A 15,892-nucleotide genomic window follows, 5' to 3' on the forward strand; every position below is an offset into this window, starting at 1 on the left:
CATGACCGCATACGCCGACTACCCGACCGGTGCGCCCCTCGCCGACATCCAGGCGCCGAAGGGGCCTGTCAACGAGCGCTGGGACACCCGCCGCTTCGAGGCGAAGCTGGTCAACCCGGCCAACCGCCGCAAGCACACCGTGATCGTCGTCGGGACCGGCCTCGCGGGCGGCTCCGCCGGCGCCACCCTCGCCGAACAGGGCTACCACGTCGTCCAGTTCTGCTACCAGGACTCCCCGCGCCGTGCCCACTCGATCGCCGCCCAGGGCGGCATCAACGCGGCGAAGAACTACCGCAACGACGGCGACTCCGTCCACCGGCTCTTCTACGACACCGTCAAGGGCGGCGACTTCAGGGCCCGCGAGTCCAACGTCCACCGCCTGGCGCAGATCTCGGTCGAGATCATCGACCAGTGCGTCGCCCAGGGCGTGCCCTTCGCGCGCGAGTACGGCGGCCTCCTCGACACCCGCTCCTTCGGCGGCGTCCAGGTCTCCCGCACCTTCTACGCCCGCGGCCAGACCGGCCAGCAACTCCTGCTCGGCGCCTACCAGGCGCTGTCCCGGCAGATCGCCGCCGGGAACATCGAGATGCACGCGCGGACCGAGATGCTCGACCTGATCGTGGTCGACGGCAAGGCCCGCGGCATCGTCGCGCGCGACCTGATCACCGGCCGGATCGACACGTACTACGCGGACGCCGTCGTCCTCGCCAGCGGCGGTTACGGCAACGTCTTCTACCTGTCGACGAACGCCATGAACTCCAACGCCACCGCCGTCTGGCGGGCCCACCGGCGCGGCGCGTACTTCGCCAACCCCTGCTTCACCCAGATCCACCCCACCTGCATCCCGCGCACCGGCGACCACCAGTCGAAGCTGACGCTGATGAGCGAGTCACTGCGCAACGACGGCCGCATCTGGGTACCGAAGGCGCACGGCGACACCCGGCCGCCCGACGAGATCCCCGAGGACGAGCGCGACTACTACCTGGAGCGGATCTACCCCGCCTTCGGCAACCTCGTGCCCCGCGACATCGCCTCCCGCGCCGCGAAGAACGTGTGCGACGAGGGCAGGGGAGTGGGCCCCGGCGGCCAGGGCGTCTACCTGGACTTCGCCGACGCCATCGAGCGGATGGGCCGGGCCCAGGTCGAGGAGAAGTACGGCAACCTCTTCGACATGTACGCCCGGATCACCGCCGAGGACCCGTACAGCGTGCCCATGCGGATCTACCCCGCCGTGCACTACACGATGGGCGGACTGTGGGTCGACTACGACCTCCGGACCACCGTCCCGGGCCTGTTCGCCATCGGCGAGGCCAACTTCTCCGACCACGGCGCCAACCGCCTCGGTGCCTCCGCCCTCATGCAGGGGCTCGCCGACGGCTACTTCGTGCTCCCCTCGACGATCAACGACTACCTCGCGCGCAACCCCCACCGTGAGGCGGTCACCGACGAACACCCCGCCGTCCAGGAGGTGCTGGCCGACACCGAGGACCGGCTGCGGCTCCTTCTCGCCGTGGACGGCGACCGCACACCCGACTCCTTCCACCGTGAACTCGGCGAACTCATGTGGGAGTTCTGCGGCATGGCCCGCACCGAGACGGGACTGCGCAAGGCCCTGGAACGCATCCCGCAGATCCGTGAGGAGTTCTGGCGGCGCATCAAGGTCCCCGGCGTCGGCGAGGAGTTCAACCAGTCGCTGGAGAAGGCCAACCGGATCGTCGACTACCTGGAACTCGCCGAGCTGATGTGCCTCGACGCACTGCACCGCGCCGAGTCCTGCGGCGGCCACTTCCGCGAGGAGTCCCAGACCCCGGACGGCGAAGCGGCCCGCAGGGACGAGGAGTTCTCCTACGTCGCCGCCTGGGAGTTCACCGACACCGGCACCCCGCCCGTCCTGCACAAGGAAGACCTCGTCTTCGAGTACGTCCACCCCACCCAGCGGAGCTACGCATGAAGCTCACCCTGCGCGTCTGGCGGCAGCAGAACGCCGACGCCGACGGAGCGATGTCCACGTACGAGGTGGACGGCATCTCGGCCGACATGTCCTTCCTGGAGATGCTCGACACCCTCAACGAAGAACTCATCCTCACCGGCGACGACCCCGTCGCCTTCGACCACGACTGCCGCGAGGGCATCTGCGGCGCGTGCAGCCTCGTCATCAACGGCGACGCGCACGGACCCGAGCGCACCACCACCTGCCAGCTCCACATGCGGTCCTTCCGGGACGGCGACACCATCGACATCGAGCCCTGGCGGGCCGCCGCGTTCCCCGTCGTGAAGGACCTCGTGGTCGACCGGTCCGCCTTCGACCGCATCATCCAGGCCGGCGGCTACGTCACCGCCCCGACCGGTGCCGCACCGGAGGCCCATGCCACGGCGGTGCCCAAGCCCGACGCCGACTTCGCCTTCGAGCACGCCGAGTGCATCGGCTGCGGCGCCTGCGTCGCCGCCTGCCCCAACGGCGCCGCGATGCTGTTCACCTCCGCCAAGGTCAACCACCTGAACGTGCTGCCGCAGGGCGCCCCCGAACGCGAGACCCGGGTGCTCGACATGGTGGCGCAGATGGACGAGGAGGGGTTCGGCGGCTGCACCCTGGCCGGTGAGTGCGCGACCGCGTGCCCCAAGGGCATCCCGCTGTTCTCCATCACCGGAATGAACAAGGAGTGGCTGCGGGCCACCCGCAGGACAGGCAGGCGTTAGCCACACAGTCGTTCGCCGTAGGGTGCGGACGGGCGGGACCGGGGGTGGTGCTCACACCCCGGTCCCGTCTCGCTCTCCCGGACGACCAGGGCCCGCCGCGAAGGGCACCCCTGCCATTCAGCATCCTCACATCCGCCCTCCTGGCACAGGTCACGCGCACGCCAACCGGCATCGGAAGAACAGGAGCGCGCAGGCCGTACGGATCCGGTCTGCCTCCCCCGAACGCTCGGCTCCGCCCGGGAACGGGGGATCCCTCCGCCGAACGGCCCGTGACCAGGAGAGTGCCATGACCGGCGTTTCCACCCTCGACAGCCCCGCCCAGCCCGTCACCCCCACCCGCTACACCGTCACCCTCGCCCGCGACGAGGCCGACGTCCGGGCCGCGCAGCGGCTGCGCCACGACGTCTTCGCCGGGGAGATGGGCGCTCTCCTGAACACCCCGCAGCCCGGCCTCGACATCGACGCCTTCGACGCGTACTGCGACCACCTGCTGGTCCGCGACACGGTGACCGGGCAGGTCGTCGGCACCTACCGGCTGCTGCCGCCCGAGCGCGCCGCGATCGCCGGACGCCTCTACTCCGAGAGCGAGTTCGACCTCGGACCGCTGGCCGCGATCCGACCCGGCCTCGTCGAGGTCGGGCGCTCCTGTGTCCACCCCGACCACCGCGACGGCGCCGTCATCGGCCTGATCTGGGCCGGCATGGCGCGCTACATGGCCGAGGGCGGCCACGAGTGGCTCGCGGGCTGCTGCTCCGTCCCGCTCGCCGACGGCGGCGCCCTCGCCGCCGGCACCTGGGACCGGGTGCGGCACAAGCACCTCGCCCCCGAGGAGCTCCGGGTCCGCCCGCTGCGGCCCTGGAACCCCGAGGGCGTCGCCCGGCCCACCCGCACCGAACTGCCGCAGCTGCTGCGCGGCTATCTGCGCCTCGGCGCCTGGGTGTGCGGCGAGCCCGCCCTCGACGCGGACTTCGGGGTCGCCGATCTGTACGTCCTGCTGTCGATGCGCCGGGTCAACCCGCGCTACCTCCGCCACTTCCTCTCCCTCGTCCCCGCGTGATGAGCACACCCCGCGCGACCGCGACGCCCGCCCGCACGACGGAGCCGGGCACCGCTGAGCACACCGCGGCGCCCGGCTCCCGGGGCGACGGTTCGCCGTGGCCCCGGGAGCCGGACCCGGTGACGACGTCCGGCACCGAGCCGCCCGCCGTGCCGACGCCGGCGACCGGCCGGGTCGCGTCCCGCACCCGTACGCCGGGCACCGTGGTGTCGCGTGTCGCCGCGCCCCGCGTCCCGTCGCCGTGGCTCGACGCCGTCCCCGCGCCCCGGGGGCCGGTCGGGCGCCGGCCCGCTCCTGCGGGCAGCGCCTGGCTGCCCGGCGCGCCCTGCACCCCGCGCGGCTGCGTGGAGTCAGCACGACCCTGGACCGGCGCCCCGCGGTCCGCCCTGCGGCTCGGCGGACTCCTGTCGGTGGTCCTCCTCGGGGTGCTCCTGACCCCGCTCGCCGGGCGTCTGCGGGCTGCCCGGCGCGACCGGTGGATCCGCCGCTGGTGCCTCGCCGTGGTGCGCGCGGCCGGAGTCCGTCCGCGGATCACCGGAGCGGCTCCTCCCACCGGGGGCCTGCTGATCGTGGCCAACCACATCTCGTGGCTCGACATCCCGCTGCTCGCCGCCGTCCGCCCGGCCCGGATGCTGGCCAAGACCGAGGTGCGCGGCTGGCCCCTCGTGGGCGCGCTCGCGGCACGGGGCGGCACCCTCTTCATCGACCGCGACCGGCTGCGCGCGCTGCCGGGCACGGTGGAGCGGATCGCCGGGGCGCTGCGCGACGGCGCCGCGGTCGTGGTGTTCCCCGAGGGCAGCACGTGGTGCGGCCGCGCCCAGGGCCGCTACCGCAGGGCCGTCTTCCAGGCCGCGCTGGACGCAGGAACACCGGTCCAGCCGGTGCGCGTGCGCTACCGGTTCGCCGACGGCACGGCCGGCACGGCGCCCGCGTTCGTCGGCGATGACGCGCTGCTCACCTCGCTCTGGCGGGTGGTGTCGGCCCGCGGACTGGTTGCGGAGATCGACCTGAGGCCCACCCTCGCCCCCGTCGACCACACGGACCGGCGCACGCTCGCCGCGGCGGCACAGGGAAGCCCACGAGCCGCAGGGGCACCGCCCGGGACCCACCCCTGAGGCCGGGCACTCCGTCGACCCCGGCTCCGTCCGAGGGCCGTCGGCGTCGGGTCGTTCGCCTGGGTCGTGCCCCGGGCCGGGAGACGATGGCAGTCAGTGCCCCTGCGTGTCCTGGGCGTCCTGCCCGAGCGCCCGGGCGAGGTACGGCGCCGTCCTGCTGTCCGGGGCGTGGGCCACCTGGGTGGGGGGTCCGGCGGACACGATCCGGCCGCCCTCCTCGCCTCCGCCCGGGCCCAGGTCGATCACCCAGTCCGCGCCCGCCACGACGGCCATGTCGTGTTCGACCACCACCACGGTGTGCCCCGCGTCCACCAGCCCGTGCAACTGCCGCATCAGCACCTCGACGTCGGCGGGGTGCAGTCCCGTCGTCGGCTCGTCGAGGAGATAGAAGGTGTGCCCCCGGCGCATCCGCTGCAACTCGCTCGCCAGCTTGATGCGTTGCGCCTCGCCGCCCGACAACTCCGTCGCGGGCTGCCCGAGTCGCAGATACCCGAGTCCCACGTCCAGCAGGGTTTCGAGGCTGCGCGACACGGCCGGGGTGCCGGCGTCGGCGAAGAACGCGGCGGCGGCCTCGACGGTGAGGTCGAGGATCTGCGCGATGTTCCGTCCCCGGTAGGTCACTTCGAGGGTCTCGGGGTTGTAGCGCGCCCCGCCGCAGTCCGGGCAGGGAGCGTAGGTGCTGGGCAGGAAGAGCAGCTCCACGCTGACGAAGCCCTCGCCCTGGCAGGTCTCGCAGCGGCCGCCGGCCACGTTGAAGGAGAAGCGCCCCACGCCGTAGCCCCGTTCGCGAGCGTCGGGGGTGGCGGCGAACACCTTGCGGACGACGTCGAACAGCCCGGTGTACGTGGCCAGGTTGGAGCGGGGTGTCCGGCCGATGGGCCTCTGGTCGACGCCGACGAGCCGGCCGACACCCGCCAGCTCCTCCGTCACCTCGCCGATCAGCGTCGACTTGCCCGAGCCGGAGACGCCGGTGACGGCGGTGAGCACCCCGAGCGGGAACTCCGCCGTGACGTCCCGCAGATTGTGCCGGGTGACGGGTCCCACCCTCACCTGGCCGCGGGGTGCCCGCACGGTACGGGCCGGGACGGGGGAGCGGTCGAAGAGGAAACGGCCCGTCGCCGACTCCGTGACGGTCTCCAGCCCGGCCGGCGGGCCGCTGTGCAGCACGCGCCCACCGTGCTCACCCGCCTGCGGTCCCACGTCGACCAGCCAGTCCGCGCCCCGCACCACGTCGAGGTTGTGCTCCACGACGAACACCGAGTTGCCCGCGGCCTTCAGCCGCTCCAGCACGGTGAGCAACGCCTCCGTGTCCGCCGGGTGCAGACCGGCGGACGGCTCGTCGAGCACGTACACCACACCGAACAGCCCGGACCGCAACTGTGTCGCCAGGCGCAGCCGTTGGAGTTCACCGGCCGAGAGGGTCGGGGTGGACCGGTCCAGGCTGAGGTAGCCGAGGCCGAGTTCGACCACCGGTTCGATCCGGGAGACGAGGTCCTCGGTCAGGACCCGGGCGGTCTCCGATTCGGCCGTGAGGGACTGCGCGAGTTCGGTCAGCGGCAGCGCGGCCAGATCGGCGATCGTCCGCCCCGCGACCGTCACCGCCAGCGACTCGGCGCGCAGCCTCCTGCCCCCGCACACGGGACAGGGCGCGGCGGCCAGGAAGCGCTCGGCCTTGGCCCGGAGCGTGGGGCTCTTCGTGTCGGAGAAGGTCTTCAGGACGTAGCGCCGGGCGCTCATGTACGTGCCCTGGTAGGGGCGTTGGATGCGCTCAGCGTCCCGCACCGGATGCACGGTGACGACCGGCTGCTCGTCGGTGAAGAGGATCCACTCCCGATCCGCGGCGGGAAGTTCGCGCCAGGGCCGGTCCACGTCGTACCCGAGGGCGTCGAGGACGTCCCGCAGGTTCTTGCCCTGCCAGGCACCCGGCCAGGCCGCGACGGCGCCCTCGCGGATCGACAGCGCCGGATCGGGGACAAGCAACTCCTCGCTCGTCCGGTGCACTTGGCCCAGGCCGTGACATTCGGGGCAGGCGCCGGCGGCCGTGTTCGGTGAGAACGCGTCCGAGTCGAGCCGTTCCGCGCCCGCCGGGTAGTCGCCGGCCCGGGAGAACAGCATCCGCAGCGAGTTCGACAGGTTGGTGACCGTGCCCACCGACGAACGGGAGGTCGGCGCCGACCTGCGCTGCTGGAGCGACACCGCGGGCGGCAGCCCCGTGATCTCCCCGACCTTGGGCGCCCCGACCTGGTGGATCAGCCGCCGCGCGTACGGCGCCACCGACTCGAAGTACCGGCGCTGCGCCTCCGCGTACACCGTCCCGAACGCGAGCGACGACTTCCCGGACCCGGACACACCGGTGAACACCGCGAGCACGTCCCGCGGGATGTCGACGTCCACCCCCCGCAGGTTGTGCTCCCGGGCGCCGCGGACGCGGACGTACGGGTCGTGCGGGCTGCCGTCGGGAAGGGGCATCGGCGGAACTCCTGGAGCTGCCCGGTACCGGGGACCTGAGGACCTTCGGTACGGGGCGTCGATCGGGGCGGGCGGGCAAACCCCACGATTCTAGGCGGGGGCCAGTCCCGCGACCCGGGCCAGCCGGCGGTATGAGTCCAGGAGGGCCGCCCGGTCGTACGTGCTCGTGGTGACCAGTACCTCCTGGGCGCCGGTCTCCTTCAGGACCGTACGCAGTTCGTCGGCCACCTGGTCCTCGGTGCCGGCGATGTGGCCGGTCAGACCGGACTCGTAGAAGCCGCGTTCCTTCTCCGTCATCGTGAGCGTCTCGACCCGCTCAGCGGGCGGCAGCGGCGGGAACGTGCCGTGGGTCCGGGCGTGCGCCATCGACCAGGCCTCCGGGAGCAGCAGCCGCCGGGCCTCCTCCGGGCTCGCGGCCACGGCGACCGTGCCGGAGATCACGACATAGGGTCGCTCCGCCCATACGGAGGGGCGGAAGGCCGCGCGGTACTCGTCGATACCGCGCCGCATCCTGTCCCGGTTCCGCAGGTCCCCGATGACCAGGGGGAGGCCGGCACGGGCGGCGACGGAGGCGCCCTCGCCGAGGGCCAGCACGAACGGCGGGACGGTCAGTCCCTCCGCGGGGCGGGCGTGCACCCCGGTGGCCGAGGTGCCGCGGAACCAGCCGAGGAGTTCGTCGAGCTGGGCCGTGTAGTCCTCGGACCCGGCGGCGTCCTTGTCGCGGCCGAGCGCCTTGCGCACCCCGTCGGTGAAGCCGACGGAACGGCCGACGCCCATGTCGATCCGCCCCGGGAACAGCGACTCCAGAACCCCGAACTGTTCCGCGACGACCAGCGGCCGGTGGTTGGGGAGCATCACGCCTCCGGTGCCGACCCGCAGGGTGCGGGTGGCGGCGGCGACGGCGGCGGCCAGTACGGTCGGCGCGGACCCGGCGACACCCGGGACACCGTGATGCTCGGCGACCCAGAACCGGTGGTACCCGAGCCGCTCCAGCTCACGTGCCAGACGCACACTGTCCCGCAGGGCCTCGGCCGGTTCGTGCCCCTCGCGGACACGGGAGCGGTCGAGCACGGAGAAGCGCACCTCGTCGCCGGGCGGCTCCGCCGCCGAGGGGGAGTCGTGGTGTCGCTCGCTGCTCATGGCCGCTCCGGTCGCTCGTCACCCGTCGTTCCGGCGTCGTTTCGCCGGTTCCCGGCGCCGTCCATGATCCGCCCCGGCTCACGGGCCGGGCAAGGCGGCCCCGGGAGCCGCGGATCACACCGGCACGTTCTCCAGGTCCAGCAGCAGCCGCTTGCGCTCCAGCCCCGCCGCGTATCCGGTGAGCGCCCCGTTCGCGCCGATCACCCGGTGGCAGGGGCGGACGACCAGCAGGGGGTTCGCGCCGATCGCCGTACCGACGGCCCGGACGGCGGCCCGGGACGCGCCGATCCGCGCGGTGATCTCCCCGTAGCTGAGCGTCGTGCCGTACGGGATGTCCTCCAGGGCCTTCCAGACGCGCTGCCGGAAGTCGGTGCCACCGGGCACGTACTCGATGTCGAACGAGGTCAGCCCGCCTTCGAAGTACGAACGGAGCTGTGCGCCGATCTCCCGGAAGGCGTCCGGGTCCTCGCGCCAGCCGTCCTGGACGACCGCGCCGTTCTTCTGGCCGGGGAGCGACAGCGCGGCGAGCGCGGTCCCGCCCTTGGCCGTCGGGGACTCCCGGCCCACCAGCAGCAGCCGGCCGAGCGGGCTGTCCATCGTCGTGTAGACCGTCATCGGTCCGGTTCCTTTCCCAGGTCCCAAGCTGTGTGCACTCTCAACAGTGCGCCTCGTCCGGCCCCACGTCCGGCGGTATTCGGACATGGCGCTGCGGAGAAGGACGGCCCGCGTACGGGGGCACACCCGGGGCGGGCCACCGATTCCACGCGCTGAGGTCGCGCCCCGGCCCGTACGGGCCCACGATCGAAGACGACCGGCCCCACGATCGAGGACGACCGCGGGGACGATCACCGCAGGACCACCGCACGACCACTCGGCACCGCCAGGAGTCCCCATGGTCTGGATCCCGCAGATCGCCGATCTCGTCGACCGGATCGGCGCCGCCGACCTCGCCGACGCGCTGCGCGACCCCGCGTCGGCCACCGTACCCGTCGCCCTCGACGACCCGGAGGCGGGCCGGATCAGCGGTGTGGCGGTCCTCGCCGCCTGGCTGGAGGTGCAGGACACCTGGCGGGCCGAGCACAAGGTCGACATCGAGGAGGTCGCCACCACGATCGGCGCGCGCCGGGCCGTGGGCGAGTGGATCGTGCACCTGGAGGGTCCCGACGGCGAGCGCGCCGGAGTGCCCGTGGCGGTCGCCGTCGACCCCGCCTCCAAACTCCCCGTGCGCATCCACCACTCCCGCCGGCCCCTGCTCGGCCGGCACGTCGTGCGCCGCCCGATGCTCGAACCCGACCCCGCCGTCCACGCCTCCGACGTCGTGGGCGCCTACACGGCGGCCCTCGACGCGGGCGACACCGCGGCCGTCGTCGCCGCGTTCGGCCCGGACGGCACCTTCCGCGGGCCCTCCGAGGAGACGTACCGCCACGCCGGGCCCGAGGAACTGACCGAGCTGTACGACGCCCTCTTCGCCGCCGGCGGCGGAATCCCGCTCAAACTGTGCACCGTGACCGAGGACGGCACCCGCAGCGCCTTCGAGTACATCTGCGACCGCTGGGGCGACGCCGACCTGCCGCCGCAGCCGGGGCTGGCGGTCTGCACGCGGGGCGGCGACGGGCTGATCCTGTCGGCCCGGATGTACGACGACGTGGAAGGGCCCGTCGAGTAGGCCTGCGGTGCGCCTTCGGCGGGCAGGGAACAGTCCTCGGCTCTCCCCACCCCACCGCCAGTGAAAGCAGGAATGAGCATGCAGTACGTGAAGCTCGGCTCGACGGGTCTCGACGTGTCCCGGATCTGCCTGGGCTGCATGAGTTTCGGTCTCCCCGATCGCGGCACGCACGCGTGGACCCTGGACGAGGAGGCCTCACGGCCGTTGATCCGCCGGGCGCTGGAGGCCGGGGTCACCTTCTTCGACACCGCGAACGTGTACTCGGACGGCACCAGCGAGGAGATCGTCGGCCGGGCGCTCGCCGCGTACGCGCGCCGCGACGAGATCGTCCTCGCCAGCAAGGTGAACGGCGCGATGCACGAAGGACCCAACGGCCGTGGCCTGTCCCGCAAGGCGATCATGACCGAGATCGACAACAGTCTGCGCCGCCTCGGCACCGACCACCTCGACCTCTACCAGATCCACCGCTTCGACCACGCGACCCCCGTCGAGGAGACGATGGAAGCCCTGCACGACGTGGTGAAGGCGGGCAAGGCCCGTTACATCGGGGCGAGTTCGATGTACGCCTGGGAGTTCTCCAAGATGCAGTACACCGCCGCCCTGCACGGCTGGACGAAGTTCGTCTCCATGCAGAACCACTACAACCTCCTGTACCGCGAGGAGGAACGCGAGATGCTGCCGCTCTGCGCCGACCAGGGCGTCGGGGTCCTGCCGTGGAGCCCGCTCGCCCGCGGCCGTCTCACCCGTGACTGGGACTCCGCCACCGAACGCAGCCGCAACGACGACTTCGGCAGGAAGCTGTACCGGGAGGGCGACCGCGAGATCGTGGACGCCGTCGCACGCATCGCCGCGGACCGCGGGGTGCCGCGCGCCCGGGTCGCACTCGCCTGGCTGCTCGGCCGGAGCACCGTCACCGCGCCCATCGTCGGAGCGACCAAACCGTCGCACATCGACGACGCGGTCGCCGCCCTGGACGTGGAACTCACCGACAAGGAGACCGAGCAGCTCGAACAGCCCTACGCCCCGCGGGAGATCAGCGGCCACTGATCCGGCGCTCCGCCGCGGACATCGTCGGAAATGACGCGCGCTCGAACGAGCGCGTGAGAGCGCTCCCATTGTGGTGAGACCGGGGCGATTCGCGAGCCCGCGGGATTCCGAATTGCATTTCGCGCGGGCCGGGCTGACATTTGGTCAATATCCCGGCCCCGCGCGCCATTAGGAGAATTCCGGGTTCACTTGTTCCGGGTCCCCGGCCTGTGCAAAGGTGGGGCTTGTCGGCGTGCGGACAATATTCGCCTGCCTCTGCGCGCGTACGGCGCGCCCGTTCCCCCTCGCCCCAGGGCCGCCCGAGGTGGTCGTTCGCGGCGCGGCCCCTCCAGGGCGGATCGTCCGGCCTCGCCGGAGGGTCCGCATTTGTGTGAGCGGGAACTTGGTGACGCGTTGTCTCGGAAGGAAATGCGGACGTGAATGACTCAGTGCCGCCCCCTTCTCCCGGCCGGGGCCGGCTGCCCGAGGTCGTCCCGGACGCACGGCTCGCCGCCGAGTTGAGGCAGAGTCCGGGCGGGACGCCCGCGACCCGGCCCGTCGGAGAACTGCTCGACCGCCACTGGGAATCGGTCTTCGCCTATGCGCGGCTGTGCACGGACGGCGTGGGCCCGGCCGGAATGCTCACCACCGCCTCCTTCACGCGCCTGTTCGGCGATTCACTGCACCAGGGCGGCCCCACCGCCGCATGGCGTCCCCACCTGCTCGTCACCGTACGGCGGATGGCCGGCGAGTGGCTCGCGGACGAGCGGCGCGAACTGCTCTCGCCCGACCTCCTCGCCGACGTGGACCGCGCCGACCCGCAGACCGACCCGCTGCTTCCGCCGGAGGGCAGACGGCTGCTGGCCCGGGCCTTCCAGCGACTGCCGGAAGCGGCCCGCTGTCTGCTGTGGCACGGCGAGACCGAGGGCGAGCGGCTGGCCGTCCCGGCGGCCCTGCTCGGGTTGCCCGTGGCGGACGCCCCCGCGGAACTCCGGCGCGCCCGCGAGCGGCTGCGAGAGGCCTGCCTGGAGATCCACCGCGAACTCGCCCCCGAGGGAGAGTGCCGCGGCTACCACCGCATGCTGGACGTCTCACTGCGGCGCGGCGGGGCCGAGCTCGATCCCGACCTGCGCCTGCACATGAACCGGTGCGGCCACTGCCGGTACGCGGCCGACCAGTTGAACCAGTTCAACGGCTCGCTCGCCGTCCCGCTCGCCGAGGCGGTCCTCGGCTGGGGCGCCGTCCCGTACGCGGCGTCGCGCCGCACGCGAGCCCCCGCCGCCCCCGCCATGGACGCACCGGGGACCGGCCGGGGCGCCGAGGACCCGGCGCGCCGGTACGGGCCCACGCCGGGCACGCCCGGTACCGGTCCCGGCTGGGAGACGCCGCCCCACGGAGCGGACCCCATCGTCGAGTTCCATCCGCGGGCCGACGTGACGCTCCCGCCCGGAGCGCCCCCGCTCCCGCCCTTCCCGCCGCAGGCCGCGCCCGTCCGCCCCGCGACGGTCCGCGCCGAGCCCGTCGACCCGTCGCCGTCGCGCGCCGCCGGCCCCCGGTCCCGTCGGCGCGCACCGGCGCGGCCCGGAAGGGGGCGTCCGTCCCGCCGGGGCGTGTCGCCCTCCGGCACCCGCGCGAAGCCGTCCCGCGGGGCCACGCCGCACAAGGGGGCCCGCCGGGCCCCGAGCCGCCGGAACGTGACGCTCGCCGTGCTGACGGTGGGCGCGCTGATCCTGGTTCCGCTGGTTCTCTGGGCCGCCGGTGCGGGCTCCGACGAGCCGAACGGGAAGGCCGACGGCAGCGGTTCCTCGGGCGCACCCCGTCCGCACACCGGTTCGACACCGTCCTGGACGGGCGCGGGCGGCCGGGCGGACGGCGCCTCGGGCGCCCTGCTGCGCAACACCACGACCGGGCTCTGCGTCGGCATCGCCGGCGCACAGCCCGCGGCCGGCGCGGAGACCCGGCTCACCTCGTGCGACGACGAGTCGGTACGCACCTGGTCGTACGGCCGCGACGGACTGCTGCGCGACGCCGAGCCCGGTCTCTGTCTCGACTCCCGACTGAGCTACTCGGTCCGCCTGGCCCCCTGCGCGGGCGCGTCGGAGCCGGGCGCGAAGAACGTCCGCTACGACCTCACCGCCCAGGGCAGGCTGGTGGCGCGCTGGAACAAGGACCTGGTCCTCGTGCCCGCGGCCGTCGAAGGGGAGTCGGCGCTGGTCCTGAAGACCCGCGACGACGACGATCCGGCCCAGCGCTGGACACTGGACACCGCCTCGCCCTCGCCCCGGACGCAACTCGTCAACTGGGGGGCCTCGGCGGAGCCGGCGCCCCCGTCCACCACCCCGGGGCCGGGGAACTGAGGAGACCCGGGGGCACCGTGGGCCCGAGGCGGGCCCGAGGCGAGGCGGCGGTCAGGCGCCGCTGCCGACCCGCACCACCGTGAGGCGGACCGACGAGGAGTTGCCGGACACCGGCACCTTGCCCTGCGTCCACTTCACCGTCAGGGAGTCCTTCTCGTCGGGCGGCGTGACCACCAGCGAGGCCGGGGTCGCCGTGTGGGCGCCGCTGATCTCCGGGTTGGAGAAGGACAGCCCCGCCCAGGCGCTCTGTCCGGGGGCCAGCTTCACGGTCGTCACCGAGTCCGTGGACCGCTGCGGGTCCGGGCCGAGCTGCTTGCCGGACGCGTCGACGAACGCCGCGCCCGGGTAGCCGCGCACGGTGCAGGTGCGCCCGGACCGGTTGGTCAGCACGATCGGGAAGTTCTCCTGGCCGGCACCCGGGTCGTTGCCGCCGACCGAGGCGCGCAGCTCGGAGGTGTGGCACCGGCTGCTCGCGGTGGAGGCGTTGCCCGAGGAGGCGGTGGCGGAGGCCGAGGCCGCATCGGTCGGGGTGCCCGCCGTGCCGCTGTCCGTGGTGGGGCTCGCGCTCCGGTCGGACGAGCCGGCGGAGCCGGTGTTCGTACCGGTGTCCCCGGACGCCGGTTCGGCCGTACCGGACAGGCTCTTCGGGGAACCGCTCGGGGTGTCGTTGCCGCAGGCGGTGAGCACGCTCAGCAGCGCCACACCCGCGAGCAGCGCGGCCCGCCGGGCGGCGGGGGAAAGGCGGCGTGCGGACACCGCGTCGGGCCGGTCCGTGTCCGCCACCGCGCGCCGGAAGGTCGACATGTCACCACTCCTTGGTCTCTCTTCGTACGGGCCTCTCGCCCGTACGCACGGCGCGTTGTGCCCCGTCACCCTTCTCCGATGCACCCGCGGAGCGAAAAGTTCGCGGGATCGGCCGACGAATTTCCCGAGGGCGGCCGAACGGTGCCGTCCGACGCCGGTCAGGCCGTCACCCGTACGGAGCCGATCACGCCGTCGACCGCGTTCCGGTCGCCGCTCTCCTGCCGGATCTGCACGTACACCTGGGGCCGGGCCGCTCCGTCCGCCGGGGTGAGCGCCGCCTCGGTGAGGGACCCGGCGTCGCCCCGGCAGCCGTCCCAGGTCCGTATCAGCCCGTGCCAGCGGGGGCCGGCGTAGGAGCGGCTGCCGGCGTAGTGGCAGCCGCTGTGCGCGAGCCCGCGGACCTCGGTGGTCACGTCGCCGTGCTCGCTCAGTCCGACGAAGGCGCCGTCGACACCGCCCGCGCCGAGGTCCTGCCAGCGGGTGAGGTGGTTCGCGACGGCGAGCCCGGGTTCCGTGCCGTCCCGCAGTCCCAGCGTCCGCGGATTCCAGCCCGAGTCGCGCACCTGGCCGCCCCACGACGCCGGTACCTGTGCGGAGACCCGGCCCGTACGGTCCTCGACCCGGACGGTCCCCGGCCCGGGATCCCGCGTCAGCAGGACGGCGCCGGCGCCGACCGCGCCGGCCACGACGACCCCCGTCAGCGCCAGGAGCGCGATGCGCCGGCGGGGCCGGGTCCGTCGGGAGGTGTCCGCGGCCGCCACCGCGTCGGCCAGCCGGTCGAGTTCCGCGGCGAACTCCGCCGCGGTGGGCCAGCGCCGCTCCCGGTCGGGTTCCATGGCGCGCAGCAGTGCCCGTCGCACGTCCGCCGGGACGTCGGCGCGGAGCCGGTCCGGCCGCTCCACCTTCCCCGGCGGGCCCGGCACCGAACCGGTGACCAGGTGGTAGCCGAGGGCCCCCAGGCTGTACACGTCGGCCCGTGCGTCGATCCCGGAACCGGGCTGGGCCTGCTCGGGCGGGGTGTAGCCCGCGGAGCCCGCCGCCATGGTGAGTCCGGAGGCCTGGGCGAGGCTCTTCGCCAGCCCGAGGTCGGCCAGCAGCACCCGGTCGGAGCCGTCGGGGGCGGTGCGCAACAGGACGTTGGACGGCTTGATGTCGCGGTGCACGATGCCGGCCTCGTGCAGGGCCGCCGCCCCGCGCGCCGCCAGCGCGGTCAGCCGCAGGGCCCGGGCGACGGGCAGCGGTCCGTCCGCCAGCCGGTCGGCGAGGGTGCCCCCGTCGGCGTACTCCATGACGAAGTAGGGCCTGCCGTCCGGGAGTTCACCGATGTCGTAGACCTGCACGACCCGGTTGGAGTCGGCCTTGCGCAGCAGGCGTGCCTCGGCGAGGAATCGCTCCCGGACATCCAGCCGGTCCACCCAGTTGTCGGACAGCACTTTCAGGGCCACGGTGGCGTCCAGGTCGTCGTCGTGGGCGAGCCAGACCACGCCGAAACCGCCGGCGCCCAGGCGCCGGTCCAGACGGTAGCGGCCGATCCGTTCCAGGGAGTGCATGCGACTATCAT

The 15,892-nt window shown here is 73.5% G+C and carries 12 protein-coding genes; 7 read left to right on the forward strand and 5 right to left on the reverse strand.

Annotation, left to right across the window (positions count from 1 at the left end; translation table 11 throughout):
- Window position 1: 1 nt before the first annotated feature.
- The 4 genes from B0675_RS22235 (at window position 2) to B0675_RS22250 (ending at window position 4,869) form a co-directional block, all read left to right on the forward strand.
- A complete protein-coding gene (locus B0675_RS22235) occupies window positions 2-1,951 on the forward strand; it encodes a fumarate reductase/succinate dehydrogenase flavoprotein subunit (RefSeq protein ID WP_081220565.1) in 1,950 nt (649 codons plus the stop codon).
- The gene (locus tag B0675_RS22240) at window positions 1,948-2,697 is read left to right on the forward strand and encodes a succinate dehydrogenase/fumarate reductase iron-sulfur subunit (protein ID WP_081220566.1); all 750 of its coding nucleotides are present in this window, start codon (window positions 1,948-1,950) and stop codon (window positions 2,695-2,697) included. The genes B0675_RS22235 and B0675_RS22240 overlap by 4 nt, the downstream gene beginning before the upstream one ends.
- Window positions 2,698-2,983: 286 nt before the next feature.
- Entirely contained in the window at window positions 2,984-3,754 is a 771-nt protein-coding gene (locus tag B0675_RS22245) for a GNAT family N-acyltransferase (protein WP_081220567.1), read from the forward strand.
- A 311-nt stretch (window positions 3,755-4,065) separates the two neighbouring features.
- Window positions 4,066-4,869, forward strand: a complete 804-nt coding sequence (locus B0675_RS22250) for a lysophospholipid acyltransferase family protein (RefSeq protein ID WP_241539972.1) — start codon at window positions 4,066-4,068, stop codon at window positions 4,867-4,869.
- Between the two features lie 93 nt (window positions 4,870-4,962).
- Here B0675_RS22250 and B0675_RS22255 read toward each other — a convergent pair whose 3' ends face one another.
- The 3 genes from B0675_RS22255 to B0675_RS22265 form a co-directional block, all read right to left on the reverse strand.
- The gene (locus B0675_RS22255) at window positions 4,963-7,338 is read right to left on the reverse strand and encodes an excinuclease ABC subunit UvrA (protein WP_081220569.1); all 2,376 of its coding nucleotides are present in this window, start codon (window positions 7,336-7,338) and stop codon (window positions 4,963-4,965) included.
- A gap of 90 nt (window positions 7,339-7,428) precedes the next feature.
- Window positions 7,429-8,478, reverse strand: coding sequence for an LLM class flavin-dependent oxidoreductase (locus B0675_RS22260; RefSeq protein ID WP_081220570.1), 1,050 nt, complete (start codon window positions 8,476-8,478; stop codon window positions 7,429-7,431).
- Window positions 8,479-8,592: 114 nt separating this feature from the next.
- A complete protein-coding gene (locus tag B0675_RS22265) occupies window positions 8,593-9,093 on the reverse strand; it encodes a methylated-DNA--[protein]-cysteine S-methyltransferase (RefSeq protein ID WP_081220571.1) in 501 nt (166 codons plus the stop codon).
- A gap of 277 nt (window positions 9,094-9,370) precedes the next feature.
- Here B0675_RS22265 and B0675_RS22270 point away from each other — a divergent pair, with 277 nt between their 5' ends.
- The 3 genes from B0675_RS22270 to B0675_RS22280 all read left to right on the forward strand — a co-directional run bounded on the left by B0675_RS22270 (window position 9,371) and on the right by B0675_RS22280 (window position 13,527).
- Window positions 9,371-10,144, forward strand: coding sequence for a nuclear transport factor 2 family protein (locus B0675_RS22270; RefSeq protein ID WP_081220572.1), 774 nt, complete (start codon window positions 9,371-9,373; stop codon window positions 10,142-10,144).
- Window positions 10,145-10,222: 78 nt separating this feature from the next.
- Complete coding sequence (locus tag B0675_RS22275) at window positions 10,223-11,191, forward strand: aldo/keto reductase (protein WP_081220573.1); 969 nt, start codon at window positions 10,223-10,225, stop codon at window positions 11,189-11,191.
- A gap of 416 nt (window positions 11,192-11,607) precedes the next feature.
- Window positions 11,608-13,527 carry a ricin-type beta-trefoil lectin domain protein gene (locus tag B0675_RS22280; protein ID WP_241539838.1) on the forward strand — a complete coding sequence of 640 codons (1,920 nt, stop codon included), beginning with the start codon at window positions 11,608-11,610 and terminating at the stop codon, window positions 13,525-13,527.
- Window positions 13,528-13,578: 51 nt separating this feature from the next.
- Here the strand turns inward: B0675_RS22280 and B0675_RS22285 are convergent, their stop codons facing one another.
- Window positions 13,579-14,331 (reverse strand): DUF4232 domain-containing protein, encoded by a 753-nt coding sequence (locus B0675_RS22285; protein ID WP_081220574.1) that lies wholly within the window; start codon window positions 14,329-14,331, stop codon window positions 13,579-13,581.
- Window positions 14,332-14,489: 158 nt separating this feature from the next.
- Window positions 14,490-15,881, reverse strand: a complete 1,392-nt coding sequence (locus tag B0675_RS22290) for a serine/threonine-protein kinase (RefSeq protein ID WP_081220575.1) — start codon at window positions 15,879-15,881, stop codon at window positions 14,490-14,492.
- Window positions 15,882-15,892 lie beyond the last annotated feature (11 nt).

Source organism: Streptomyces sp. M41(2017) (assembly GCF_002078175.1).
Taxonomy (GTDB): domain Bacteria; phylum Actinomycetota; class Actinomycetes; order Streptomycetales; family Streptomycetaceae; genus Streptomyces.

Coding starts and splice junctions, on each gene's coding strand:
- B0675_RS22255 (WP_081220569.1), bottom strand. CDS start 7,338: ATGCCCCTTCCCGACGGCAGCCCGCACGACCCGTACGTCCGCGTCCGC.
- B0675_RS22235 (WP_081220565.1), top strand. CDS start 2: ATGACCGCATACGCCGACTACCCGACCGGTGCGCCCCTCGCCGACATC.
- B0675_RS22260 (WP_081220570.1), bottom strand. CDS start 8,478: ATGAGCAGCGAGCGACACCACGACTCCCCCTCGGCGGCGGAGCCGCCC.
- B0675_RS22245 (WP_081220567.1), top strand. CDS start 2,984: ATGACCGGCGTTTCCACCCTCGACAGCCCCGCCCAGCCCGTCACCCCC.
- B0675_RS22285 (WP_081220574.1), bottom strand. CDS start 14,331: ATGTCGACCTTCCGGCGCGCGGTGGCGGACACGGACCGGCCCGACGCG.
- B0675_RS22275 (WP_081220573.1), top strand. CDS start 10,223: ATGCAGTACGTGAAGCTCGGCTCGACGGGTCTCGACGTGTCCCGGATC.
- B0675_RS22270 (WP_081220572.1), top strand. CDS start 9,371: ATGGTCTGGATCCCGCAGATCGCCGATCTCGTCGACCGGATCGGCGCC.
- B0675_RS22240 (WP_081220566.1), top strand. CDS start 1,948: ATGAAGCTCACCCTGCGCGTCTGGCGGCAGCAGAACGCCGACGCCGAC.
- B0675_RS22290 (WP_081220575.1), bottom strand. CDS start 15,881: ATGCACTCCCTGGAACGGATCGGCCGCTACCGTCTGGACCGGCGCCTG.
- B0675_RS22265 (WP_081220571.1), bottom strand. CDS start 9,093: ATGACGGTCTACACGACGATGGACAGCCCGCTCGGCCGGCTGCTGCTG.